Source organism: Pseudomonas sp. Irchel 3A5, from assembly GCF_900187575.1.
In the GTDB taxonomy this organism is placed as follows: Bacteria; Pseudomonadota; Gammaproteobacteria; order Pseudomonadales; family Pseudomonadaceae; genus Aquipseudomonas; species Aquipseudomonas folii.
Genome location: NZ_FYDU01000003.1, coordinates 279,084 through 302,856, shown reverse-complemented (window position 1 = coordinate 302,856; position 23,773 = coordinate 279,084). Strand labels below are relative to the sequence as shown.

The following is a 23,773-nucleotide window of genomic DNA, read 5'->3' as shown; positions in this document are numbered from 1 at the left end:
CAAGGACACCGCCATGAGCCGTATCTACGCTGACAACGCCCACTCGATCGGCAACACCCCACTGGTGCAGATCAACCGTATCGCCCCCCGTGGAGTCACGATTCTGGCCAAGATCGAGGGCCGCAATCCGGGTTACTCGGTGAAATGCCGGATCGGCGCCAATATGATCTGGGACGCTGAAAGCAAGGGCAAACTCAAGCCCGGCATGACCATCGTCGAGCCTACCTCCGGCAACACCGGTATCGGCCTCGCATTTGTCGCTGCAGCCCGGGGCTACAAGCTGATGCTGACTATGCCCGCGTCCATGAGCATCGAACGCCGTAAGGTCCTCAAGGCATTGGGTGCCGAACTGGTTCTGACCGAACCAGCCAAAGGCATGAAAGGCGCTATAGAGAAAGCCGAAGAGCTGCTGGCCAGCGATCCTGAAAAATTCTTCATGCCAGCCCAGTTCGAGAACCCGGCCAACCCGGCGATCCATGAAAAAACCACGGGGCCGGAAATCTGGAACGACACGGATGGCGCGGTCGATGTGCTGGTCGCGGGTGTTGGCACCGGCGGCACGATCACCGGGGTTTCCCGCTACATTAAAAACACCGCAGGCAAACCGATTCTGTCTGTTGCGGTGGAGCCTATGGTTTCGCCGATCATTACTCAGGCGCTGGCGGGTGAAGAAATCAAGCCAAGCCCGCACAAGATCCAGGGGATTGGTGCCGGTTTCATCCCGAAAAATCTCGATCTGTCGTTGGTCGACCGGGTGGAACTGGTCAGTGACGATGAAGCCAAAGCCATGGCACTGCGCTTGATGCAGGAAGAGGGCATCCTGTGCGGTATCTCCTGTGGTGCAGCCATGGCTGCCGCGGTACGCATGGCGGAAACCCCGGAAATGCAGGGCAAAACCATTGTCGTGATCCTGCCGGACTCGGGCGAGCGCTACCTGTCGAGCATGTTGTTCAGCGACTTGTTCACTGATCAGGAACTGCAGCAGTAAGACCTCGTTTGCACGCCGCTGCTTCTTGTCAGGTCGGCGAGGGTTTATGATGCCCGGCTGGCGAACCATCCAAGATGATGGTTCGCCTTCACGCATGATCACCACGGCAAGACATACAGCGGTAAGCAAGGAGAGTTAGATGACGTTTTCATTGGCTGCCAAGGTGTCGATTCTGATGCTTTTTGTCGGCAGCACGCTGTATGTGCATTTGCGTGGCAAGGCACGTTTGCCCTTGTTGCGTCAGTTCGTCAATCATTCGGCGTTGTTCGCTCCTTATAACGCCCTGATGTACCTGTTTTCCCGCGTGCCGTCCAAGCCTTATCTGGACCGCAGCGCGTTCCCCGAGCTGGATGTGCTCAAGAATAACTGGCAGACCATTCGCGAAGAGGCCATGCACCTGTTCGACGAGGGTTACATCCGGGCTGCCGAGAAGAATAACGATGCCGGTTTCGGTTCGTTCTTCAAGAAGGGCTGGAAGCGTTTTTACCTGAAGTGGTACGACAAAGCGTTGCCGTCTGCCGAGGCGCTGTGCCCGAAGACCGTGGCACTGGTCAACTCCATTCCCAACGTCAAAGGCGCAATGTTCGCCCTGTTGCCGGGCGACAGCCACCTGAACCCGCACCGCGATCCGTTTGCCGGTTCACTGCGTTATCACCTGGGGCTTTCGACGCCTAACTCCGACGATTGCCGGATTTACGTCGATGGGCAGGTGTATGCCTGGCGCGATGGCGAAGACGTGATGTTTGACGAAACTTATGTGCATTGGGTCAAGAACGAGACTGATGTTACCCGCGTGATCCTGTTTTGCGACATTGAGCGTCCGTTGCGTACCCGCATCATGACCCGCCTCAATCGTTGGGTCAGCGCATTTCTGGGCCGTGCGACCGCGCCGCAGAACACTGACGACGAACGCGTTGGCGGCATCAACCAGGCCTATGCGTGGAGCAAGCGTTTCAGCGATACCTTCAGTGGCAAGGTCAAGCAATTCAAGCGCAAGCATCCAAAAGCCTACCGGGTACTGCGCCCAGTCCTGGCGGTGGTGGTACTGACGTTGTTGGGGTATTGGTTGTTTGGTTGAGTGTGACAAAGGATTGCTAGCGACATAAATCCCAGGGGGACTGCATAGATTCCTGTGGGAGCGGGCAAGCGCCCACAGAATCTATGTGATGACGTGGGACCGGCTTTAGCCGGGAAGAGGCCCTTACAGTCACTGAAATGGGGCGCCAGACATATCGCCTTCCCGGCTAAAGCCGGTCCCACGTCGCACATCAGCTTGCAGTTTTCACCACCGCCACAGGCCGTAGCACCAGCCACAGCGACGCTGCAATCAGCACGCCGCCATAGACATGCGCCATCGACAGCGGCTCATCCAGAAACAAAGCCCCCCACAGCACGCCGAACGGCGGGATCATGAAGGTGACCGTCATGGAACTGAGTGGTCCGATGCTGCTCATCAGGCGGAAATACAGGATGTAGGCGAGTGCTGTGCATACCAGCCCCAACCCCAGCAGCGATACCCAGACACTGACGCCACCCCAACTGGCCGGCAGGTCGGTGAACACGCGATAGCCAAAAAATGGCAATAGCAACAACGTCGCGCCAAGCATGCTGCCCAGTGCTGAAAGACGACTGTCCAGTCCGCCCTGGCGGTCCAGCCAGCGGCGGGTCAGGAAGCCGGCGAACGCGTAACACGTGGTTGCCAGCAGGCAGGCGAGGGCACCCATCAACAGTTCCAGATTGAAAGCCACAGGGCCGGCGCGCGTCAGGATGCCGACACCGATCAGTCCCAGAAACACGCCGCAGATCTTCACGGCCGAGAGCTTCTCGCTGAAGAACAACCCGCCGACCAGCACGCCCATCAGGGGCGTCGTGGCATTGAAAATCGACGAGTAACCGGCAGGCAGTGTTTGTGCCGCAATCGAGTAAAGCGTCGCTGGCAGCCCCGAGTTGATTACCCCCAGCAGCATGCAGGTCTTGAGCTTGCCGCGAAAATCCAGGTGCACGCGCATCATCAGGAAAATGATCAGCAGGCCTGCTGCGGCAATCGATACACGGAAGAAGGCAGTCGGCACGCTGCCCAGCACGGGCGCAACAATGCGCATGAACAAAAAGCTCGCGCCCCAGATGGCGGCCAGCACCAACAGGTTGACGATATCGGCAGGTTTCATGAAAGGTCCTTCTTGTTAGAAGGGCGGGAGTTTTACCGGGAGACGGATGCTGTTGCAATAGTCTGTAACGTTATTGGGATTGCTTGGCTTCGATTGCGTGATGGTAATAAACCGGCTAACTCGTCATACAACTGCATGCAGTGTTAATTATCTAATACTTCAGCGTAATGCCTGAATTATCGATATCTGGTCATTAATTTATCTTCTCAGCTGCCGACACAAGGTAATAGGTCGCCGTACTGCGGTAAACACTGCACGGTGACTTTAATCCAACGCCAATGTATTGGCTTCATGCCTTGGAGGGCCCGTTTTCAAAGGGGCTCAGCAATCACCATGAAAAATGCAAATCTATTAAAACTATCGCATCCCACCGTTTTAATCGGTTTGTGATCGGAGAGGAAGTGTCGTAATGGCTTTGAAGTTTCGTCATAAAATTCTGCTGGCTGCTTCGCTCATTGTGGTATTGGCGTTCGCGTTATTCACGCTGTACAACGATTATCTGCAGCGCAATACGATTACCAAAAACCTTGAGAACTCGGTGGCTCAGGCGGGCGAGCTGACAGCGACCGGCATTCAGAGCTGGTTGAGCGGACGCATTCTGGTTCTGGAAAACCTCGGGCAGAACGTCGCGCGGCAAGGCACTCAAAGCGATCTGGGTGGCCTGATCGGTCAACCGTCACTGACATCGACTTTCCAGTTCACCTATGTCGGTGATACTGACGGCGTATTCACGCAGCGGCCGGACGCCGAAATGCCTGCCGGTTATGATCCGCGCAAGCGTCCCTGGTACACCTCGACGGTCACCGCCGACAAGACCATCATCAGCGCGCCTTACCTGGCCTCGGTAGGCGGGCTGGTGGTGACCATTGCCAGTCCGATCAAAATCAACGGCAAGCTTGCCGGTGTCGCAGGCGGCGACTTGAGCCTGGAGACCCTGGTTAAAATCGTTAACTCAGTAGAGTTCGGCGGCCTGGGACATGCCTTCCTGGTCAGCGGCGACGGACAGGTAATCGTCAGCCCGGACAAAGACCAGGTGATGAAAAATCTCAAGGACATCTATCCAGGGCAGACCCTGACGCTGGACAAGAAGTTGCGTGAAGTTACCCTCAACGGCCAGCAACGCTTGCTGTCATTCGCCCCGATCAGTGGGTTGCCGGGGGCGGACTGGTACATCGGACTGTCGATCGATAAAGACAAAGCTTACGCGCCACTGGGCGAATTCCGGACCTCGGCGCTTATTGCCATGGTGGTGGCCGTCATCGTCATCGCTTTGCTGTTGAGTCTGCTGATCAGCGCGCTGATGCGTCCATTGACGGCGATGGGCCGGGCCATGCAGGACATCGCGCAAGGTGAGGGTGATCTGACCCGCCGCCTGAGCATTCAGGGCAAGGATGAGTTTGCCGAGTTGGGTGGTTCATTCAACCGGTTCGTCGAGCGCGTGCATGCGTCCATCTCGGAAGTTTCTTCAGCGACGCTACTGGTTCATGACCTGTCGCAACGGGTGGAGCAATCGTCCAATTCCTCGATTCTGGGCTTTGACGAGCAGAGCGCTCGGACCAATAGCGTGGCCGCCGCGATCAACGAACTGGGCGCTGCCACCCAGGAGATTGCCCGCAACGCTTCCGATGCTTCCGCTCAGGCCAGCCAGGCCCGTGAGCAGGCAGAAGACAGCCGCGCAGTGGTGGAAAAAACCATTCAGGCCATGACCAGTCTTTCATCCAAGATCAGCGATTCGTGCACGCAAATTGAAACCCTGAACACCAGCACTGAAAACATCGGGCAGATTCTCGACGTGATCAAAAGCATCTCGCAGCAGACCAACCTGCTTGCGCTCAATGCGGCGATTGAAGCTGCGCGCGCAGGTGAAGCCGGTCGTGGCTTTGCGGTGGTAGCCGATGAAGTACGTAACCTGGCGCACCGGACTCAAGAGTCTGCCGATCAAGTGCACAAGATGATCGGCGAGCTGCAGCAGGGTTCTCATGACGCGGTGGAGAACATGAACCAGAGTCAGGCCAGCAGCCGCGACAGCGTTGACGTCGCCAACCAGGCAGGCACCCGACTGACCAGCGTCACCCAGCGCATCAGTGAAATCGACGGCATGAACCAGTCAGTGGCGGCTGCCACCGAAGAGCAGACCGCCGTGGTGGAGACGCTCAACGTCGACATCAGCCAGATCAACATGCTTAACCAGCAGGGCGTCGCCAACCTCAACGAAACCCTGTCCGACTGCGCAGCACTGTCTCAACAGGCAGGGCGCCTGAAGCAATTGGTGGCAAGCTTCAAGATCTGACCGGTCTATCGGTGATGTCAGCAAAGGCCAGTGAGCGTTGTAACTCCTGGCCTTTTTTCAGCGCGATGGAAAGCACGATTCATGTCAGTGAGCGCTCGACGTACTGGGTGTTCTGTCAAAGGCTCAGGTTGACTCGTAATCTGGAAGCTCCACCTTCTCCGAATCACGAAGGAACAGATTGGCGAAGGTTTTTCGTATCATCGGCCTGGCTGCAGTCCGCATTGCGCCCCTGAGTAACATCAGCCCAGCGGGGGTGTGAGGCCAGAGCATACGTGGAACGATCTTCGGAACGCCTTGGCCTTCTTTCACGAATGGCCGCATGACCCGCTCGTACGCCGCCAGAGCGGATGGAATATCCTCTGTTCTCGACAACTCGCCCGCCAGTACGTATCCGCCAATAATCGCGAGCGTGGTGCCGATCCCGGACAAAGGAGTCGCGCACCAGGCCGCATCGCCAGTCAGGACGATGCGACCCTCGGACCATCGGTTCATCCTGACCTGTCGAAGCACATCAAAATAAAAATCATCTGTCCTGGACATACCGTCGAGAATGCGCGGGAAGTGCCATCCTGCATTCGCGAATCTCTCCTGCAGGAACTGCTTCTGACGTTCGGCACCCCATTCATTCTCACCCTCGGGCTTCTTCTGCATCCCCATGTAAACATGGACGGTGTCCTGTCGACCGGGCTTCAGCGTCGCACCGATGCCGCCAACTGTATTGTATTGACGGGCAAACACCCCATCCTCGGACGTCTTCGGGATTGCGAAGTAGGCGATCGTCATATCCATCCACTTCGGCTTGTTCTCGCCCGGGAAAATCAATTCGCGGGTGGGTGAGCCAACCCCTTCTGCAACGATTACGACATCGTAGCGATCGCTTGGGCTGTTCTGGAAATGGACAGTGACGCCGTGGGCATCCTGTTCCAGAGCCTTGATTGTCTCGTTGAAGCGAAAAGTCGCCCGCTGACTTGCAGGCTCGTAGATCATGCTGGCGATATCGCCGCGCATTATTTCCAGCTCGGCTGTAGGCCCGTCGCCCATGTCCTCGACTGCAAACCGCGCGATAGTGTTGTCATGCTGGTCGACCCAGTCCGTGCCCGCCTCACCGGTGGTGAGGTCGAGAGCCGCTTGCTCCAGCCCCATCTTTCGCAAGACCTGGCGACCAGCGCCACGCACATCGACGTTCTGGCCGCCATCGCGAAATTGAGGGGCCTTTTCTATAACGGTCACATCAAAGCCATGGCGGGAAAGCCACCAGGCTGTGGTGTTGCCTGCAACACTTGCCCCACTGATGAGGATTCTTCTGGACATGCGGATTCTCCTGTAATCCGCACTTTGTATCACGCGTGATATAAATAAACATCACGCGTGATGCAAAATGTTACTCTTCCAGATTGCCGATGAAGCGCTGGAGCAACGCCACGAAAACCGCAGCCTCCTCTGAACTGAAGCCCTCCAGCCCACGAGCATTGGTATCGAGCAAAACCTGTTTTCCTAATGCTGCTACCTCCTGACCACGTGTTGTGATGTTCACCTCTGCAGCGCGCTTGTTTGTGGCGATAACGGAACGCTGGATGAGGCCTGCAGCTTCCAGTTTGTCCAGAGTCGCAACCATCGCGGGCTGTTTGACGGCAGAGGCTTTCACAAGGTCGCGCTGAAGCATGGGGCCGCGCCATGCAAGCCACAATAAAGGACCGAGGAGGGTCAACGAAATACCGTATTGCCGTAAGGCAGCGTCAGTCGCACGGTTGAACACGCGTTCCGCGTGATTGGCGAGATAGCCCGGAGCGACGGCGGCTTCCGGGTGGATGTCTTTATCATTCTTCATCGGAACATTTTGTCGGATTTTGAAAGGTTCCACTACCTGTTGCTGGGGATTCGCATCAAAGGCGTCGTCCGGTCAGCCTGATCCACGCCTGATCAGACTCTCCTCGTCCGACAAACCTTTGATTTTCTGGCGTAATCCCGGACAATCGCGCCCCTCTTTTCTGAGGGGACGCGAAACTGCCCAGTTTTTCTGACGCGTCCCTGCCATGTTGTATTAACCGGCACGGAGATTCGACCGGATGAATGATCAGGCCAATAGCGTCGAACAGCGTTTCGATGCAGCCGCTACACCGATTGCGGCGTGGAGTCGTCATGACACCACCTGGATGCTCGGGTTGTTCGGCACCGCCATCGGCGCAGGCACGTTGTTCTTGCCCATCAACGCAGGTATTGGCGGCTTCTGGCCGTTGCTGGCCCTGGCGTTGCTGGCGTTTCCGATGACTTACTATGCACATCGCGGTCTAACCCGCTTCGTGCTGTCCGGTCGAGAAGGGGCGGACATCACCGAAGTTGTCGAACAGCATTTCGGCAAAAGCGCCGGCACGCTGATCACCGCGTTGTACTTCTTTGCGATCTTCCCGATTCTGCTGATCTACAGCGTGGCGCTGACCAACACCGTCGGCAGCTTTCTAGAGCATCAACTGCACATTCAGCCGCCGCCACGTGCATTGCTGGCATTTGTGCTGATCCTTGGCTTGCTGGCAGTGGTGCGCTGCGGCGAACGGTTCATCGTCAAGGCCATGAGCCTGATGGTCTACCCGTTCATCGTGGCCTTGCTGTTCCTTGCGGTGTTCCTGATTCCACACTGGAACGGCGGCATTCTCAGCACAGCCACCACGCTGCCGGCGCCTTCGGCATTCCTGCATACCTTCTGGCTGGCGATTCCTGTGATGGTGTTTTCCTTCAACCATTCGCCGATCATTTCTGCGTTTGCCGTTGACCAGAAGCGCAGGTATGGCGCTCAGGCTGAAGGTCGAAGCTCACAGATCCTTGCGCGTGCCCACGGCTTGATGGTGATCATGGTGATGTTCTTCGTGTTCAGCTGCGTGCTGACCCTGTCACCGGCACAGCTGGCTGAAGCCAAGACCCAGAACATCTCGATCCTGTCGTACCTGGCTAACCACTTCAGCAACCCGACCATCGCGTTTGTCGCGCCGCTGATTGCCTTCGTGGCGATTGCCAAATCGTTCCTGGGCCACTACATCGGTGCCAGTGAAGGTTTGAAAGGTATTGTGGTGAGAACCGGTCTGCGCCCGGCGCCGAAAGCACTCGACCGCCTGACCGCGGCCATGATGCTGGTGGTGTGCTGGGTGGTCGCTACGCTTAACCCAAGCATCCTCGGCATGATCGAAACCCTTGGCGGGCCGATCATTACCGCGTTGCTGTTCCTGATGCCGATGTACGCCATCCACAAGGTTCCGGCCATGCGTCAGTACGCAGGCAAGGCATCCAACGTGTTTGTGGTAGTTGTGGGTGTGGTGTCGATGCTGGCGCTGGTTTATTCATTGATGCAGTAGTCGTTGGAATGCAATTCCTGTAGGAGCTGCCGAACGCTGCGAAGCGTTAATCCTGATACACCGCCATTCGCAGCCTTCGGCAGCTCCTACGGGGTTGTGTCTGCAGGGAAAACTCACTGCGCCGGGTAGTCCGCCACTACCTGCTCTTCACCCGAAGCGGTCAGGCCAATGATCTGGTGAGCGCTTCTGCGATTACCCGACTCCATACCCGGCGAGCCCATCGGCATGCCGGGTGCGGCGACGCCGATCAGGTCTTTCCGGGCCACGAGCTCGCGAATCTCCGAGACTGGCACATGACCTTCGACGAACTTGCCGTTGATCACGCCGGTGTGGCATGAGCCCAGTTTCTCGGGCACGCCGAGTTTTTCCTTCACGGCACTCATGTTGTCTTCGGGATGATCATTCACGGTAAAACCGTTTTCCTTGAGGTACGCCATCCACTTGGTGCAGCAACCGCAATTCGGATCGCGGTGCACGTCAATGGTTTGTGGCGCGGCGTGCAGCAGAGTGCTGAAGCCGAGGAGGGCGATCAGGCTGGCCTGTTTGATCTTCAAAAGCGTCATGAGAGATGTGCTCAAGGAATATTCAAAGGGCAAAGGCTACACGGGTTGTGAGGGCTGGAAAACCTTGGCCCTAAACGATGTACGCGGTTCCTTGTGGGAGCGGTGCTCGCCCGCGATGCATGAGACGAAGCTTGAAGACACACCGCGTTATCGTTTCTCGCGGGCAAGCACCGCTCCCACATTTAACCGCGCTTAGTCAGTTAGTACGCAGCGACTAGCCCATCCTTCCGCGGATCAGTCCCACCCACATACCCATGGGCCGTGCGCTGGATGATCTGTGCGCCACCGAAGGCAAACACGCCGCTTGGCTCTTCGACATCGATGTCATGGCCTTTGGCGCGCAGTGCCTTGACCACTTCCGGATCAAACGCACGCTCCACAGCAACCTTCAGACCCGACTCGATCCTCCAGCGCGGTGCGTCGGCGGCGGCTTGCGGGTTCTGTTTGTAGCGCAGGATGCGCATCATCATCTGCAGGTGACCCTGCGCCTGCATCGGGCCGCCCATCAAGCCGAAGGACATCAACGGCGTGCCGTCGGCATTCATCACGAATCCGGGGATAATGGTGTGGAACGGACGCTTGCGCGGCGCCACGTAGTTCACGTGGGTCGGGTCCAGCGAAAAGCCCGCGCCGCGGTTCTGCATGCTGATGCCGGTGCCCGGCACGACAACGCCGGAGCCAAAGCCCATGTAATTGGACTGGATGAACGAGATCATCATGCCGCTTTCATCGGCTGCTGACAGGTACACAGTGCCGCCCGGTTTTGGCGAGCCGTGCCCCGGATTAGCGGCCTGATCGGTGACCAGTCCGGCGCGCTCCATCAGGTACGCCTTGCCTAGCAAATCCTCGGAAGGCACACGCATGTGATCGCTGTCGGCGACGTGTTCGTCAAGATCGGCCAAGGCCAGTTTCATGGCTTCCAGCACCGGGTGAACGGTTTCAAGGCTGTCCACCGGATGCTCGCCCACGCCCAGTGCTTCCAGCATGGTCAAGCCAGCCAGTGTGGCGATGCCCTGGCCATTCGGTGGCAATTCGTGAACCACGGCCCCGGCATAAGGCACTGACAGCGTGTCGATCCAGTCCACGGTGTGCGTCGCCAGATCATCGAGGCTCATGACGCTGCCATTGGCGTTGGCATGGGCAATGATGGTTTCAGCCAGTTCGCCACGGTAGAAAGCTTCGCCTTTGGTCTGGGCAATCAGCTCCAGGGTGCGGGCGTGATCCTTGAGCTGGATTTTTTCGCCAGCCAGCGGCGCCTTGCCATCCGGCATGAAGCACTCGGCGAAACCCGGTTGATCCTTGAGCAGTTGCGAACCGCGTTTCCACAGTTCGGCGATGATCGGCGTGACCTGATAACCGTCACGGGCATAGCCAATCGCTGGTTCCGCCAAAGTAGCGAAGGGCAGTTTGCCGTAGCGTTCGGACAACTCAACCCAAGCGGATACCGCACCCGGCACGCTGACGGCTGGCCAGCCACGTTGTGGCATCTGTTTTTGGCCAGCGAAGTACTCGGGCGTCCAGGCTTGCGGCGCACGACCGGAAGCGTTCAGGCCTTGCAGCTTGCTGCCGTCCCAGACGATGGCAAAAGCATCGCTGCCAATCCCGCAACCGGTGGGTTCGACCACGGTCAGCACCATGGCCGCAGCGATAGCGGCGTCGACCGCATTACCGCCCTTGCGCAGCATGTCCAGCCCGGCCTGAGCAGCCAATGGCTGGGAGCAGGCGACCATGTTGTTGCCCATCACTGGCGAACGTGCGGAAGCGTAAGGTTGGCTGTAATCCAGATCATCGAACATAAGCGTTTCTCTTTGGCAGAAAACGAAAGGTTTAGCCTTTGGGGTCCAGCGCATCGCGCAGGCCGTCACCCAGCAGGTTGAAACACAGGACCGTGATGTAGATCGCCACGCCGGGCGCAATCGACATCCACGGAGCCTGCTCCATGAAATTCTTCGCAGTATTGAGCATCGAGCCCCAGGACGGCGAGGGCGGTTGCTGGCCCAGGCCGAGGAACGACAAGCTGGCTTCAGCCAGAATCGCCGAAGCGATGGTCAGCGTCGCTTGCACCACCAGCGGCGACATCACGTTGGGCAGTACGTAACGCAGGATGATCCAGCGATCCGGCAGACCAATCGCACGAGCACCTTCCAGATAATCCTCGTGCTTGATCGACAGCACCTGGCCGCGAGTCAACCGGGCGAAAATCGGCATGGCGGAAAGACCGATGGCGATCATCGCGTTGGTCAGGCTTGGGCCGAGAAAGGCGCCCAGCGCGATGGCCAACACCAGAAACGGGCAGGACAGCAGCGCTTCCATGACCTGCGAAATGATCATGTCCAGTTTGCCGCCAAAATACCCGGCCAGCAGGCCCAGGGGCACGCCGATAAACATGGCGATGGCCACCGAAACACCACCGGCCAGCAGCGAACTGCGAGCGCCAAACAGCAACCGCGAAAACAGATCCCGGCCCAGTTCGTCAGTGCCCAGCCAGTAGATCAGCGAGGGCGCTTTACGCACGGCGAGGAAGTTGGCTTTGAGCGGATCATGGGGCGCAATCCAGGGCGCCAGAAGGGCCGCCAGGACAAACAGCAGCAACACCGCTGCGCCAATCACCGCGCCTTTGTTGGCGAGGAATTTCTTCAGGAACGGCGAGCGACTGCGGGGCAGGATCGCGCTGTGCGGGAGGCTGGCAATAGCGGTCATCAGGCTGTCCTCAGACGCGGGTTGATCAGGCGGTAAAGCACGTCGGCCAGCAGATTCAGCATCAGGAAGCCAATCGCGACACACAGCACCACGCCTTGCACCACGGCGTAGTCACGGTTGAACACCGCATCGACAATCATCTTGCCGAAGCCCGGAATACTGAAGACCTGCTCGGTCAGCACTGCGCCGCCAAGCAGTTCACCGAACAGTAAGGTGGTCAGCGTGACGATGGGCATCAATGCGTTGCGCAGCGCATGCTTGAGAATCACCGTGCGCGGGAACAGTCCTTTGGCCCGGGCAGTACGCACGTAATCGGTACGCAACACTTCGAGCATCGCGCTGCGGGTGTGGCGCATGAGAATCCCCGACAACCCGGCACCCAACACGAAGGCGGGCAGGATCAAGGTCTTCAGGTTTTGCCCGAAATCCTCTCCCATGGGCACGAAACCGGAGGCGGGCAGCCATTGCAGTTTCACCGCAAAGATCATGATCAGCAGGATGCCCAGCCAGAAGTGCGGAATGGAAATCCCCGACAGCGCCACCACGTTGGCTCCGTAATCCACGGCGGTGCCTTTGCGCACCGCCGAGATGATCCCGGTGGGGATGCCGATCAGCAGCGCAATCAGCAAGGCCAGCACTGCCAGCTCAATGGTCACCGGCAACTTGGACGCCAGCAGCGTGGTCACCGGTTGCTCGGTGCGCAGCGAGGTGCCGAAGTCGCCGGTCAGCACGTTGCCGACCCAGTTCAGGTACTGCAACGGGATCGGGTCATCAAGCCGGTACTTGTCGCGCAGGTACTCCATGACCGCCGGATCGCGTTCTTCCCCGGCCATGGCCAGCACCGGGTCACCCGGCAGCAGCTTCTGCAGGGTGAAAACGAACAGCGAAACCAGAATCAGCGTCGGGATCGAGCTGAGCAGGCGTCGCAGGATGAACATCAGCATGCCGGAACCTCGCAGGTGCGTCCGTCAGTCATGGTTTGAACGCGACGTTGGCCAGACGAATCAGACCGTCCGGGTTTGGCACGAAGCCGGTCACGTTGTTACGCATGGCAATGATGCGCGGGTCGAAATACAGGTACGCGGTCGGTACTTCGTCAGCCAGCAAACGCAATGCTTCGTTGTACAGCGCCTGACGTTGTGGGACGTCGTTGACGGTGCGTGCCTTGTTCAGCAGTTCGTCGAGCTTGGCGTTGCAGTATTTACCGTCGTTCTGGCCACCTTTGCAGGTCACGAACTGGTGGATGTCGCCATCCGGATCAGGACGGCCCGACCAGGCGCTCATGCCGATCTGGAAGTTGCCGCTCTGCTGTTCGCTGAGCATCGTGGCGTATTCAGTGGCGATCAGATTGACCTTGAAGCCCGCTTCTTCAGCCATGGCCTGAATGATCTGCCCGACCTGTTGCGCGATCGGGTTGTTGGCCACTTTCAGGTCTACCGCCAAAGGCAGTTTCACACCTGCCGCAGCCAGCAGCGCCTTGCTTTTCTCGACGTCCCGAACCGGGATTGGCAGCGCCTGATCGTAGTACGGGCTGTTTTTCGGGAACGGCTGAGCGCTTGGGGCGTACAGGCCTTCGAATACCACCTGATTGATCGCATCGCGGTCGATGGACAGCTCGAATGCCTTGCGCACGCGCTTGTCTTTGCCCATGGGCGTATTGGCTTTTTCACCGTTGCCGATATTGAACATCAGCTGCATATAGCCCAGGCCTGGCGTGTTGTAGATCGCCAGCTTGCTGTCGCCCTTGACGGTTTTTACGTCGGTCGGCGCGACGCGCTCGATGATGTCCAGATCGCCGGAGCGCAGGTTGGCCAGGCGAACCGAGGTGTCCGGAATTGGCAGGAACACGACTTTGTCGAAGTGATAGGCCTGCTTGTTCCAGTAGTTATCAAAACGCTCCAGTACGATGCGATCCTGCTGCACGCGCTGGACGAATTTGTAGGGCCCGGAGCAGACAGGTTTGGACGCGAATTCGCCCTGAGCGGCCTTCGGCGCGAGCATCATCCCGGCACGGTCCGAGAGTTGCGAAACCAGTGTGGCATCGGCTTGTTTGAGCTTGATGGCGACGGTTTTCGCGTCGATCACTTCCACGCTGTCCACCGAGGCCAGTTCGCTTTTGCGCAGGGAGTCGGGCAGGGTGCGGGCGCGGTCGAGGTTGAACTTCACCGAGGCCGCATCGAAAGGTTCGCCATCGTGGTAGGTCACGCCGTCCCGCAAGGTCATGGTCAGGGTCTTGCCGTCTTCGCTCCAGTTCCAGGCAGTGGCCAGTTGTGGTGCGTACGTCAGGTCCGGATTGACGTCCACCAGCTTGTCGCACAGCGCGGTGTAGACCAGACGCCCGGAATAGGTGCGCGAGCGATGCGGGTCAAGCACATCGGGATCGTCCTGAATACCGATGCGCAACGTCGATTCGGCAAAGGCGGCGTTGGCGGCCAGCAATAACAATGTTCCTGTCATGACGCGTGCGATTTTCATGGCTGGCTCTCCACTGCAAGGGATTGATGGTTCTTGAACAGATTCAGGCGCTGGGTGTAGGCAGCGCTGGGTGTTGGAAGGATCAAGGTGCCGCTGCCTGCGTTGGCGATTTCACGCCAGAAGTGGCACGCCACCTGACGTTCGGCCTCGACGGTTTCCATGACCGGCACGGCCTCTTTGCACAGCGCACGGGCGTGGGGGCAGCGGGTATGAAAACGGCAACCGGAAGGCGGGCGGCTCGGGCTGGGCATGTCGCCGCCCAGCAATGGCCGTGGCTGGCGCAAATCCGGATGGCTGACGGGTACAGCGGCCATCAGCGCCTGGGTATAAGGATGCAAAGGGTTTTCGAACAGCGCGTTGACCGGCGCGAGTTCGACGATTTCGCCCAGGTACATCACCGCCACGCGGTCGCTCATGTGGCGGATCACTGCCAGTCCGTGGGCAACAATCACCAGGGTCAGGCCGAACTGATGCTTGAGGTCTTCCAACAGGTTGACCACTTGGGCTTGCACCGAAACGTCCAGCGCCGACACCGGTTCATCGCCGAGGATCAATCGCGGCTCGGAGGCCAGCGCACGAGCGATACCGATACGCTGGCGCTGACCACCGGAGAATTCGTGGGGATGACGGCCGCCGTGTTCCGGGGCCAGGCCGACCGTGCGCAGCAGTTCGGCAACCTTGGCCTGACGGTCACTGCGGCTGGCTTCGCTGTGCAGCCAGATCGGTTCGCCGACGATGGATTCCACGGTCATGCGCGGGTTCAGCGACGCGAACGGGTCTTGAAAGATGATTTGCAAGTCGCGGCGTACCTGACGCAGCTTTTCCGGCGGCAGGTTGGCCAGGTTGCGACCTTCGTAAATCACGTCCCCCGCGGTCGGTTGCAGCAAGTTGAGCAGCAGGCGACCGAGGGTTGATTTACCCGAGCCGGACTCGCCCACTAACGCCAGTGTCTCGCCTTTGCGAACCGACAGGTTGACCTGATTGACCGCCTGCACAGGTGGTTTCTTCGGCTGGAACAGACCGCTTTCCACGGCAAAGTGTTTGCTCAGGCCGATGCCTTCCAGAATGGGTTTCTGCGTGCTGCTTTCGGGGCTGCCTTTGCTGCGCTCGGCGATGTCTCGTTCGGAAAGGCTCACGCACTGACTCCCACATGCTGTTCCAAAGGCGCGCGGATACACGCGGCGAAGTGTCCGGGGGACAACTCAAGCAGCGGCGGACGCTCGTCTCTACATTGCTGGATGACAAACGGACAGCGCCCGGCGAAGCGGCAACCGCTGGGCATTTCTGCTGGCGTCGGCACTCGGCCATTGATCGTTGCCAGACGACCTTCACGTGGGCCAATCGACGGCATCGAACCCATCAGGCCGATGGTGTACGGGTGCTGTGGATCGTCAAAAAGCGTCTTCACCGGACCGCTTTCCACCACGCGTCCGGCGTACATCACCATCACGTCGTCAGCGACTTCGGCGACCACGCCCAGGTCATGGGTGATCAGAATCATCGCGGTGCCGGTTTCGGTCTGCAGGTTGGCGACCAGCGAGAGGATCTGTGCCTGAATGGTCACGTCCAGTGCAGTGGTCGGCTCATCAGCAATGATCAGCGCCGGATCGTTGGCCAGCGCCATGGCGATCATCGCCCGCTGCCGCATGCCGCCGGAGAGTTCGTGAGGGTAGGCGTCCAGTCGTTGCCGGGCGTCCGGTACGCGAACTTTCTCAAGCATTTCCAGCGCCCGTTGTCGGGCGTCCTTGTCCGAGAGGCCCTGATGCCGGATCACGCTTTCGGCGATCTGCTCACCGATGGTGAACACCGGGTTCAGCGATGTCATCGGTTCCTGAAAGATCATCGCCATGCGATTACCGCGCACGTCCAGCAGGCGTTCTTCGGACATGCCCAGCAACGCTTCGTCTATAAGCAGAGATTCACTGGCGCCCACCTCGGCCGTCGCGGGTAACAGGCCCATCAGGCCCATGGACGTTACGCTCTTGCCACAGCCGGACTCGCCGACAATGGCCAGGGTCTTGCCGCGCTTGACCGAGAATGACACGCCATCCACCACATTGGCGGGAGCACCTGCGAAGCGCACGGTCAGGTCGCTGACGCTGAGAACTGTGTTATCGGTGGTTGAGGCGGTGGCGCTCATAAGCTGGCCTCCAGGTCTTGATTGATGACGTTATCCAGCGCCTGTTGCAGGGCCCGTAAATGGCCGCGCATGGCCGTGGCGGCCTTGATCGGGTCGCGCGTTTCGATGGCGCTGACGATGTCGTCGTGATCGTGGCTATAAGTGTCGAGGCGGTCGGCGTTGCGCGCCCGTTGACGCAAGTCGCGCCATGCCGGGTCCAGACGGATCGCATCGAGCATTTCGAAAATGTCCAGCATCAACCGATTGCCCGCAGCTTCAGCAATGGCGCGGTGCAGGGAGCTGTCCCAGAGCTCGATGCCTTCCGCATCGGGATGCTCGGCTGCCTGCTGACGGGTGGTGCGCTCGGCAAGGCGGCGCAGGATCGCCATCTGCTCACCGTTGGCCCGGACTGCGGCAAGTGACGCCAGCGCGGGCTCCAGATGCAGACGCGCTTCCATGACCTCGCTGAAATTGGTCCGCCCGGAAAGCCGGGCAAAGCTCATGGCCGCGCTGGGCGGCGTTGGGCCGACAAAGGTTCCTTTGCCTTGCCGCCGCCAGATCTGGCCTTCGGCTTCCAGCACTGCCAGCGCGCGACGAATCGCCCGTCTGCTGACACCGAAATCGGCAGCCAGCTCGCGCTCGGTAGGCAGCGCCCGCTGGGGGAACGCAGCATGCTGGGCAACGATCTGCCGCAAGGCATCGAGCGCCAGTTTCGAGGAGTTGTCGATGGGCGTGTCAGGGTCGAACCTTTGCATCGTGGTACTCGTGCCAGACCAGAAAAAGATGCCCTGAGCTGCCTGCAGGCAGTGATTCGAGGCAACAGGGCTGGTGCAAGAGCGATGCCAATGGAAATTGGTTCGATCAGTTTCCAGGCGCAACAGGCTGTGTGATTGCTAGCGATCAGTGCTGGCGGGGCCAATGTGCAAAGGTTCGGCAGAGTGGTTCGGAGGGATGAACGGTAATTGGTTCGCGGGTGGGTGGACCAATTTCAGGGGAGGTTCAGATTTTGTGCATCAATGCGGGCGTGGTGCGCCGGGGTGGTGCCCGGTATCAAGGCGGAATGCGATTCCTGTGGGAGCGGTGCTTGCCCGCGATAAGGCTGGACGCGATCTAAAGTGATTGTGTTCAGCCTTATCGCGGGCAAGCACCGCTCCCACAAGGATTGCGTTTCAATCCACAGGCGTTTTAATCAATCAACCGCAGCCGACCGAGCCTTCACCGGCTCATCGTCATCCTTCATCTTGCGGAAGTAGGTCGAAAGCAGTGCCCCGGAAATGTTGTGCCACACGCTGAACAGCGCACTTGGCACGGCCGCGAGTGGTGAGAAGTGGGCGCTGGCCAGTGCGGCACCCAAGCCGGAGTTCTGCATGCCGACTTCCAGTGCCAGTGATTTACGCTGAGGCAGCGGCAGTTTGAACACCTTGCCGGTGAAGTAACCCAGCAGGAAGCCGAAGGTGTTGTGCAGGATCACTACTGCCATGATCAGCAGGCCGGATTCAGCGATCTTCGCCTGGCTGGCGGCAACGACGGCGCAGACGATCATCACGATGCTCACCACCGAAATCAGCGGCAGCACGTCGATCGCGTAAGTGACCCGGGCACCCAGCAGGCGCTGGGCCAAAACGCCAAGCACGATGGGCAGCATGACCAGTTGCAGAATCGACCAGAACATATCCATAAAGGACACCGGCAACCAGGCCGACGCCAGGAACCAGATCAGTGTTGGCGTCAGCAGCGGAGCGAGCAGGGTGGTGACCGCTGCAATGGCAACGGCCAGCGCCAGATCGCCCTTGGCCAGCCACGCCATGACGTTGGACGAGGTACCGCTCGGGCAGCAACCGACCAGAATGACACCGACGGCGATTTCTGGCGGCAGTTGGAACACTTGGCACAACAACCACGCCACGCCGGGCATGATCACGAAGTGCGCGACTACACCGAGGGCAACACGCCATGGGTTGCGCGCCACTTCGGAGAAATCTTCAAGCTTCAGGGTCAGGCCCATGCCGAACATCACCAGACCCAGCAACGGCACGATGAGGGGCTTGAGCCCGATGAACGCTTGGGGGAACACGAAGGCCAATATGGCGAACAGAAGCACCCAGTACGCAAAGGTATTACCGACAAAACGACTCAAGGCTGCCAATGCACGCATGGCGGGTTCCTTTCTTATTAGGTTGGAAAAAAAACCTGTAGGAGTGAGCTTGCTCGCGATAGCGGTCTTTCAGATAAAAAAAGGTATCTGGAAGACCGCTATCGCGAGCAAGCTCACTCCTACAGAAAGCAGCTCTCAATTCAGCCAATGAGTTCCGAAAAGAGGCGGATTACTGGTGCTGTTTAAATCCCCTGCGGAATCTCTTCACCGCCCAGCGCTTCAAACAGCTCTGGCAGGAACTCACCGAAAGTCAGCATCATCAGGGTGAAGCTGGCGTCCAGTTGACCCAGGGCTTCGTCGCCGCCGTCCTGTTCTGCTTGATCCTGCAGCAGGTCTTCGAACTTCAGGCGCTTGACCGTCATCTTGTCGTCGAGCACGAAGGACAGCTTGTCTTGCCATGCCAGGGACAATTGGGTCACAACCTTTCCAGTGCTCAGGTGCAGCTGAATTTCATCGCTGGTCAGGTCCTGACGTTTGCAGCGCACGATCCCGCCATCTTCGTGGGTGTCGCGCAGTTCGCATTCATCCAGCACGAAGAAGTTGTCGGCAGCCTTCTGCGTGGTGACCCAATCGGTCATCACAGCGGTAGGTGCGGTCTTCACCGTCAGCGGACGTACCGGCAGGGTGCCGATCACTTCACGCAGCGTCGACAGCAAATCCTCGGCGCGCTTCGGGCTCGCCGAGTTGACCAGAATCAGGCCCTGTTTCGGCGCGATGGCAGCGAAGGTCGAGGAACGACGAATAAAGGCACGCGGCAGGAACGCCTGGATGATTTCATCCTTGATCTGCTCGCGTTCCTTCTTATAGACCTTGCGCATTTGCTCGGCTTCGATCTCGTCGACCTTTTCCTTCAATGCGTCGCGCACAACGCTGCCCGGCAGGATGCGTTCTTCTTTGCGGGCCGAAATCAGCAGGAAGTCGCCGCTGACGTGCACCAGAGGTGCGTCTTCGCCTTTGCCGAAAGGGGCGACGAAACCGTAAGTGGTCAGCTCCTGGCTGGCACAGGCACGGGCCGGTTTGGTGGCCAAAGCGGTTTCCAGTGCTTCGGCTTCAAAAGGCAGATCCTGGGTCAGGCGGTAGACAAGCAGGTTTTTGAACCACATGAGGTGAATCTCTCCTTCTGTAAAAAGTGGGGCATTATTCGCTGCTATTACCCTGCGGCCAACCCTGAGCTAAGCCTTTGGAAGGATTATAAAAATTATTTAAAAAAGTGCTTGCCAGAGGTTAGGTCGCTCCGTAGAATGCGCGCCACACCGAGAGTGAAGGGTGATTAGCTCAGCTGGGAGAGCAGCTGCCTTACAAGCAGCGGGTCGGCGGTTCGATCCCGTCATCACCCACCAACTCGCTCTAAGTGTTACGCGCAGCGGTAGTTCAGTCGGTTAGAATACCGGCCTGTCACGCCGGGGGTCGCGGGTTCGAGTCCCGTCCGCTGCGCCATATTTCGCTTCAAGGCCCTTGAACTCCTTGAAGCAACAGAAAGCCCGCCTAGTGCGGGCTTTTTGTTGTCTGGGTTTTTTGCTCCTGCGATTTGATCAGGCGTCAGCCCGGGAATCTGTAGGAGCTGCTGAAGGCTGCGATGGCGGTGTGTCAGGATGAATGCTTCGCAGCCTTCGGCAGCTCCTACAAAGTAAACAGCGGGTACAGTCTTTTACGATTCTTCGCGCGTCAATTTTCGTATGGGTTCGTCTATTGCTGGATTGTGTCCCCCTCCTTGGTGCAAACGCTGGATCCGTGTAGCCTGAACACCGCAGCTGAACAGAAAGTCGTTGACCAGTGTTGCTCTCAAGAGAATGAGGCAGCTCGTCCTGACGACCCGATTGAACGTCCCAGCGCCTTTGTGCCGGCCCACCAGGTTATGTCGGCGAGCGGTATTGGATAAAGGCAGGACGTAGGTGCTGAGCAGGACAAGGAGAATCTACTATGTTTGCCAGGCAGGATTTATTAGAGTCTTTTGATGTAGTCGATGAGGACAGTTCTGGGCATCTTTTTTTTCAGTATGATTTTCCAAAGAAAACTTTTCGATACTGTTTGAAAAGCTGTGCTCATCATTATGCTGTCGTTGGGTCTGAAAATGTAGATGACCGCCAGTTTGCATCTGCTGTACTGGATCAATTGCCATATTTTCTGTCTCCCGTTAAGCCTACCCTATATAGTCTGCAAGAAAATAGTTATGGCTTTACTCGTGCGATAGCGGTTCCAAAGGATTATCACGGGCATTTGAAAGGGGATTTGCGGGATAAACGTGATGGGCTATTTCTCTGTGTTCCGATTTTCAAGTGTGAATTTTCCGGGAGGGAGAGTGAGGTTGAATTCAAACAATTGGTACGTATGTTGCCGATTTTTGAATGGAAGAGAGCCGTTTTTCCTAAGTTAAATGTTTACTTTGATAATCCCTCCATAGGGGCAGGGACAGATGAAGAGGGTGCGCTATTTAAGTTTTCGACTTTGGTTTCAGAAGTTGAAAATCTAAATGGTGTTGTCAGTGGTTTTATCGAAATAACGAACTATAAGGGCGATGTGATAGAAGTCTTGTCGCCTGCTATCGATGCGTATACGTTGATAAGAAATCGTTGTGATGATGAGGCTGAGACGCCATTGAGTTTTTCCGAGCTTGTGAAAAAGATAGCCGAGTTCTCCCAGCTTTAGTTGAGCTGTTGATGACATAGGGTCGGAAGCAAAGTCGAACTTGATTGTTGGGGGCGATGCCTGCGTTCAGGTTCCACCTCCTCAAGGCCCTTGAACTCCTTGAAGCAACAGAAAGCCCGCCTGGCTCGGGAGCAGGTCGCACGCTTGCGCGGCACGCTGCGCTGACCGTCCTTCGCAAAACACCCGCAACACCCGCAGCACGGTGCAATGCCGGCTGCGGCACAGGCTGAAACAATCTCTCACTTAATCATAATTATTCTCATCCTCCCTTCGTCTTATTGGAAAGCAGGTAAAAAGGCCGACGTAAAAGGCCTTCTACCGATCTATTCGCTGGCGACAGGAGAGTAAGTCCGATGGCATTTGATCGCGAAGACGCGCTGTACAAGGTTCTGATCAATCAGCAAGAACAGTATTCGTTGTGGCCCGACTACAAGGCCGTGCCGGCAGGCTGGCGTGAGGCGGGCAAGCAGGGCAACAAGGCTGACTGCCTGGCCTACGTCGAGCAGGTCTGGACCGACATGCGGCCCCTGAGCCTGCGGCAAAAGATGGACGGGCAGACGGAGGCGCGTTAAGCCATGCAGCGTCCTGCCCTGCGACTGTTCTGTCTGCCTTACTCCGGTGCCAGCGCCATGGTTTATCTGCGCTGGCGTCGCTCGCTGCCAGCATGGATCGAAGTCTGTCCGCTTGAGTTGCCCGGCCGTGGCCGACGTTTTAACGAGCCGCTGCAAACCGATATGCCAGCGCTGGTGGCGCAGCTTGCCGTCGAACTGGAAGGTCGCCTTGATCTGCCTTACGTCCTGTTCGGTCACAGTCTGGGAGCGTTGCTCGCCTTTGAGTTGGCCCACGCCTTGCGGCGTAAGGGGGCACCACCTGCGCGCATGCTGTTCGTCTCCGGCGCACCGGCTCCCGCCCACCGCGAATACCACACTGACTTGCAGGCGGAGCAGAGCGATGAGCAGTTGCTGGCCCGTTTGCGTCAGTTGGGCGGGACCGACGAGGCGGTGTTCGCGGACCCGGAAATGCTGCTCCTGACTCTGCCGGTACTGCGTGCTGACTTTCTCTTGTGTGGCCGTTACCGCTATGACCGCCGGGCATTGCTCAGTAGCCCGATTCATGTGTTTGGTGGCAAGCAGGACCGCATGTCGGTAGAGGCTTTGTCGGCGTGGCAGAACGAAACCGCTGAAGGCTTCTCCCTGGAGATGTTTGACGGCGACCACTTTTTTATCAATGCCCATGAAGCGCACCTGCTCGAGCTGATGGTCGAGCGACTGCAGCCAGTCGGGCCAGTGCAACAGCCGGTCACGGCTTGAGCGGAGAATGCGCGATGGATTCCAGTCAACTGTTTACCTTTGATACGTTGCCCGGCGTTCGCGGCGACCTGCCGTTGTTGGTCCAGGCGCGCCACGAAGGCATTGATCTGCAGGATGCGCTCGCTGAGTTGCGTGTGTTGAGCGCCGAGCGCCTGGAAAAGTGCGGCGGCCTGTTGCTGCGTGGTTTTCACGTCGGCGGTGCCGAGCGCTTCAGAGAGTTCGCGGCAGGCTTTGGTCATCCGCTACTCAACTACGAGTTCGGTTCAACGCCCCGCAGCAATGTGACCTCCGGTGTTTATACGTCCACCGAGTATCCGGCCCATCAGCACATTCCGCTGCACAACGAGCAGGCCTACACCCGCGAATGGCCGATGAGAATCTGGTTCTATTGCGTGCAGGCCGCGCTGGTCGGCGGTGAAACGCCAGTGGCGGACAGCCGCGAGGTCTATCGGCGCGTGCCGCAGGCTATTCGCGAGCGCTTTACCGAACGCGGCCTGATGTACGTGCGCAATTTCGGCAACGGTCTGGATGTTGCGTGGGAACAAGTGTTCAACACCGATAACCAGCAGGAAGTCGAAGCCTACTGCCGTCAGCACTCTATCGAGTGCGAGTGGAAAGACGACGGCGAACTACGCACGCGCCAGCTCTGCCAGGCGGTGGCGCGTCATCCGCGCACTGCGGAGTGGGTCTGGTTCAACCAGGCGCACCTGTTTCACATCTCCAACCTGCCACAGGAAGTACGGGAAAACCTGCTGGAGGTGGTCGACGAGGAGGACTTGCCGCGCAATGTGTACTACGGCGACGGCAGCCCTATCGAAGACTCGCTGCTCGATGAAGTGCGCGGCGTGCTGGAGGAAACCAAAGTGGTTTTTCCGTGGTACAGCGGCGACGTCCTGATGCTCGACAACATGCTGGCTGCCCACGCCCGCTCGCCGTTCAGCGGGCCGCGCAAAGTAGTGGTGGCTATGGCTGAAGGTCATCAAGTCAGCACGCTTTCCTGAAGCGTTGATTACCG

Annotated in this window: 21 protein-coding genes, 2 tRNA genes and 1 pseudogene; 11 read left to right on the top strand and 13 right to left on the bottom strand. The window is 58.4% G+C overall.

The features are described from left to right. Positions 1 to 13: 13 nt before the first annotated feature. Both cysK and CKW31_RS06125 read left to right on the top strand, forming a co-directional pair. On the top strand, positions 14 to 988 hold the full coding sequence (gene cysK / locus CKW31_RS06130; protein WP_095093623.1) for a cysteine synthase A: 975 nt from the start codon (positions 14 to 16) through the stop codon (positions 986 to 988). Positions 989 to 1,127: 139 nt separating this feature from the next. Then, positions 1,128 to 2,066, top strand: coding sequence for an aspartyl/asparaginyl beta-hydroxylase domain-containing protein (locus CKW31_RS06125; protein ID WP_095093497.1), 939 nt, complete (start codon positions 1,128 to 1,130; stop codon positions 2,064 to 2,066). 190 nt (positions 2,067 to 2,256) lie between these two features. On the opposite strand, the gene CKW31_RS06120 is transcribed toward CKW31_RS06125, so the two are convergent. Beyond that, positions 2,257 to 3,156, bottom strand: coding sequence for a DMT family transporter (locus CKW31_RS06120; protein ID WP_095093496.1), 900 nt, complete (start codon positions 3,154 to 3,156; stop codon positions 2,257 to 2,259). Positions 3,157 to 3,565: 409 nt separating this feature from the next. Between CKW31_RS06120 and CKW31_RS30275 the strand changes: the two are divergent. Both CKW31_RS30275 and CKW31_RS30270 read left to right on the top strand, forming a co-directional pair. Further along, positions 3,566 to 4,540 (top strand): annotated as a pseudogene (locus CKW31_RS30275) (cache domain-containing protein); the annotation flags it as partial. A 54-nt stretch (positions 4,541 to 4,594) separates the two neighbouring features. After that, positions 4,595 to 5,446: a methyl-accepting chemotaxis protein gene (locus tag CKW31_RS30270; protein ID WP_371856700.1), complete on the top strand. Its 852-nt coding sequence runs from the start codon at positions 4,595 to 4,597 to the stop codon at positions 5,444 to 5,446. 123 nt (positions 5,447 to 5,569) lie between these two features. Here the strand turns inward: CKW31_RS30270 and CKW31_RS06110 are convergent, their stop codons facing one another. Both CKW31_RS06110 and CKW31_RS06105 read right to left on the bottom strand, forming a co-directional pair. Then, positions 5,570 to 6,757 carry an FAD-dependent monooxygenase gene (locus CKW31_RS06110; RefSeq protein WP_095093494.1) on the bottom strand — a complete coding sequence of 396 codons (1,188 nt, stop codon included), beginning with the start codon at positions 6,755 to 6,757 and terminating at the stop codon, positions 5,570 to 5,572. A gap of 70 nt (positions 6,758 to 6,827) precedes the next feature. Then, positions 6,828 to 7,307, bottom strand: a complete 480-nt coding sequence (locus tag CKW31_RS06105) for a MarR family winged helix-turn-helix transcriptional regulator (RefSeq protein ID WP_218192130.1) — start codon at positions 7,305 to 7,307, stop codon at positions 6,828 to 6,830. A 205-nt stretch (positions 7,308 to 7,512) separates the two neighbouring features. Between CKW31_RS06105 and CKW31_RS06100 the strand changes: the two genes are divergently transcribed. Next, positions 7,513 to 8,790 (top strand): serine/threonine transporter, encoded by a 1,278-nt coding sequence (locus CKW31_RS06100; protein ID WP_095093492.1) that lies wholly within the window; start codon positions 7,513 to 7,515, stop codon positions 8,788 to 8,790. Positions 8,791 to 8,903: 113 nt separating this feature from the next. Here CKW31_RS06100 and CKW31_RS06095 read toward each other — a convergent pair whose 3' ends face one another. The 10 genes from CKW31_RS06095 to rdgC all read right to left on the bottom strand — a co-directional run bounded on the left by CKW31_RS06095 (position 8,904) and on the right by rdgC (position 19,905). After that, entirely contained in the window at positions 8,904 to 9,353 is a 450-nt protein-coding gene (locus CKW31_RS06095; RefSeq protein ID WP_095093491.1) for a DUF411 domain-containing protein, read from the bottom strand. A 200-nt stretch (positions 9,354 to 9,553) separates the two neighbouring features. Continuing rightward, positions 9,554 to 11,149: a gamma-glutamyltransferase family protein gene (locus CKW31_RS06090; protein ID WP_176469794.1), complete on the bottom strand. Its 1,596-nt coding sequence runs from the start codon at positions 11,147 to 11,149 to the stop codon at positions 9,554 to 9,556. Between the two features lie 31 nt (positions 11,150 to 11,180). Beyond that, positions 11,181 to 12,053 (bottom strand): ABC transporter permease, encoded by an 873-nt coding sequence (locus tag CKW31_RS06085; protein WP_095093489.1) that lies wholly within the window; start codon positions 12,051 to 12,053, stop codon positions 11,181 to 11,183. Further along, positions 12,053 to 12,997 (bottom strand): ABC transporter permease, encoded by a 945-nt coding sequence (locus CKW31_RS06080; RefSeq protein WP_027898078.1) that lies wholly within the window; start codon positions 12,995 to 12,997, stop codon positions 12,053 to 12,055. The genes CKW31_RS06085 and CKW31_RS06080 overlap by 1 nt, the downstream gene beginning before the upstream one ends. A gap of 28 nt (positions 12,998 to 13,025) precedes the next feature. Then, complete coding sequence (locus CKW31_RS06075) at positions 13,026 to 14,528, bottom strand: ABC transporter substrate-binding protein (RefSeq protein WP_095093488.1); 1,503 nt, start codon at positions 14,526 to 14,528, stop codon at positions 13,026 to 13,028. Beyond that, a complete protein-coding gene (locus tag CKW31_RS06070) occupies positions 14,525 to 15,664 on the bottom strand; it encodes an ABC transporter ATP-binding protein (RefSeq protein WP_095093487.1) in 1,140 nt (379 codons plus the stop codon). The genes CKW31_RS06075 and CKW31_RS06070 overlap by 4 nt, the downstream gene beginning before the upstream one ends. Further along, positions 15,661 to 16,668, bottom strand: coding sequence for an ABC transporter ATP-binding protein (locus tag CKW31_RS06065; RefSeq protein ID WP_095093486.1), 1,008 nt, complete (start codon positions 16,666 to 16,668; stop codon positions 15,661 to 15,663). Before CKW31_RS06065 ends, CKW31_RS06070 begins: the two co-directional genes overlap by 4 nt. After that, positions 16,665 to 17,402, bottom strand: coding sequence for a FadR/GntR family transcriptional regulator (locus CKW31_RS06060; protein ID WP_095093485.1), 738 nt, complete (start codon positions 17,400 to 17,402; stop codon positions 16,665 to 16,667). Before CKW31_RS06060 ends, CKW31_RS06065 begins: the two co-directional genes overlap by 4 nt. 434 nt (positions 17,403 to 17,836) lie before the next feature. Beyond that, on the bottom strand, positions 17,837 to 18,802 hold the full coding sequence (locus tag CKW31_RS06055) for a bile acid:sodium symporter family protein (protein WP_095093484.1): 966 nt from the start codon (positions 18,800 to 18,802) through the stop codon (positions 17,837 to 17,839). A gap of 182 nt (positions 18,803 to 18,984) precedes the next feature. Continuing rightward, the gene (gene rdgC, locus CKW31_RS06050) at positions 18,985 to 19,905 is read right to left on the bottom strand and encodes a recombination-associated protein RdgC (RefSeq protein WP_095093483.1); all 921 of its coding nucleotides are present in this window, start codon (positions 19,903 to 19,905) and stop codon (positions 18,985 to 18,987) included. A gap of 161 nt (positions 19,906 to 20,066) precedes the next feature. Here rdgC and CKW31_RS06045 point away from each other — a divergent pair. The 6 genes from CKW31_RS06045 (at position 20,067) to CKW31_RS06015 (ending at position 23,759) form a co-directional block, all read left to right on the top strand. Further along, positions 20,067 to 20,142: transfer RNA gene (locus CKW31_RS06045), tRNA-Val, on the top strand. A gap of 20 nt (positions 20,143 to 20,162) precedes the next feature. Further along, positions 20,163 to 20,239: transfer RNA gene (locus tag CKW31_RS06040), tRNA-Asp, on the top strand. A gap of 483 nt (positions 20,240 to 20,722) precedes the next feature. Next, the gene (locus tag CKW31_RS06030) at positions 20,723 to 21,448 is read left to right on the top strand and encodes a hypothetical protein (protein ID WP_095093481.1); all 726 of its coding nucleotides are present in this window, start codon (positions 20,723 to 20,725) and stop codon (positions 21,446 to 21,448) included. 353 nt (positions 21,449 to 21,801) lie between these two features. Continuing rightward, positions 21,802 to 22,020 carry an MbtH family protein gene (locus tag CKW31_RS06025; protein WP_095093480.1) on the top strand — a complete coding sequence of 73 codons (219 nt, stop codon included), beginning with the start codon at positions 21,802 to 21,804 and terminating at the stop codon, positions 22,018 to 22,020. A gap of 3 nt (positions 22,021 to 22,023) precedes the next feature. After that, entirely contained in the window at positions 22,024 to 22,758 is a 735-nt protein-coding gene (locus CKW31_RS06020) for a thioesterase II family protein (protein ID WP_095093479.1), read from the top strand. A gap of 14 nt (positions 22,759 to 22,772) precedes the next feature. Beyond that, positions 22,773 to 23,759, top strand: a complete 987-nt coding sequence (locus CKW31_RS06015; protein ID WP_095093478.1) for a TauD/TfdA family dioxygenase — start codon at positions 22,773 to 22,775, stop codon at positions 23,757 to 23,759. The last annotated feature ends 14 nt before the right edge of the window (positions 23,760 to 23,773 follow it).

Excerpts from the sequence above, each read along its gene's own strand:
- cysK (WP_095093623.1), top strand. The coding sequence starts at position 14 with ATGAGCCGTATCTACGCTGACAACGCCCACTCGATCGGCAACACCCCA.
- CKW31_RS06125 (WP_095093497.1), top strand. The coding sequence starts at position 1,128 with ATGACGTTTTCATTGGCTGCCAAGGTGTCGATTCTGATGCTTTTTGTC.
- CKW31_RS06120 (WP_095093496.1), bottom strand. The coding sequence starts at position 3,156 with ATGAAACCTGCCGATATCGTCAACCTGTTGGTGCTGGCCGCCATCTGG.
- CKW31_RS06110 (WP_095093494.1), bottom strand. The coding sequence starts at position 6,757 with ATGTCCAGAAGAATCCTCATCAGTGGGGCAAGTGTTGCAGGCAACACC.
- CKW31_RS06100 (WP_095093492.1), top strand. The coding sequence starts at position 7,513 with ATGAATGATCAGGCCAATAGCGTCGAACAGCGTTTCGATGCAGCCGCT.
- CKW31_RS06095 (WP_095093491.1), bottom strand. The coding sequence starts at position 9,353 with ATGACGCTTTTGAAGATCAAACAGGCCAGCCTGATCGCCCTCCTCGGC.
- CKW31_RS06090 (WP_176469794.1), bottom strand. The coding sequence starts at position 11,149 with ATGTTCGATGATCTGGATTACAGCCAACCTTACGCTTCCGCACGTTCG.
- CKW31_RS06085 (WP_095093489.1), bottom strand. The coding sequence starts at position 12,053 with ATGACCGCTATTGCCAGCCTCCCGCACAGCGCGATCCTGCCCCGCAGT.
- CKW31_RS06080 (WP_027898078.1), bottom strand. The coding sequence starts at position 12,997 with ATGCTGATGTTCATCCTGCGACGCCTGCTCAGCTCGATCCCGACGCTG.
- CKW31_RS06075 (WP_095093488.1), bottom strand. The coding sequence starts at position 14,528 with ATGAAAATCGCACGCGTCATGACAGGAACATTGTTATTGCTGGCCGCC.
- CKW31_RS06065 (WP_095093486.1), bottom strand. The coding sequence starts at position 16,668 with ATGAGCGCCACCGCCTCAACCACCGATAACACAGTTCTCAGCGTCAGC.
- CKW31_RS06060 (WP_095093485.1), bottom strand. The coding sequence starts at position 17,402 with ATGCAAAGGTTCGACCCTGACACGCCCATCGACAACTCCTCGAAACTG.
- CKW31_RS06055 (WP_095093484.1), bottom strand. The coding sequence starts at position 18,802 with ATGCGTGCATTGGCAGCCTTGAGTCGTTTTGTCGGTAATACCTTTGCG.
- rdgC (WP_095093483.1), bottom strand. The coding sequence starts at position 19,905 with ATGTGGTTCAAAAACCTGCTTGTCTACCGCCTGACCCAGGATCTGCCT.
- CKW31_RS06030 (WP_095093481.1), top strand. The coding sequence starts at position 20,723 with ATGTTTGCCAGGCAGGATTTATTAGAGTCTTTTGATGTAGTCGATGAG.
- CKW31_RS06025 (WP_095093480.1), top strand. The coding sequence starts at position 21,802 with ATGGCATTTGATCGCGAAGACGCGCTGTACAAGGTTCTGATCAATCAG.
- CKW31_RS06020 (WP_095093479.1), top strand. The coding sequence starts at position 22,024 with ATGCAGCGTCCTGCCCTGCGACTGTTCTGTCTGCCTTACTCCGGTGCC.
- CKW31_RS06015 (WP_095093478.1), top strand. The coding sequence starts at position 22,773 with ATGGATTCCAGTCAACTGTTTACCTTTGATACGTTGCCCGGCGTTCGC.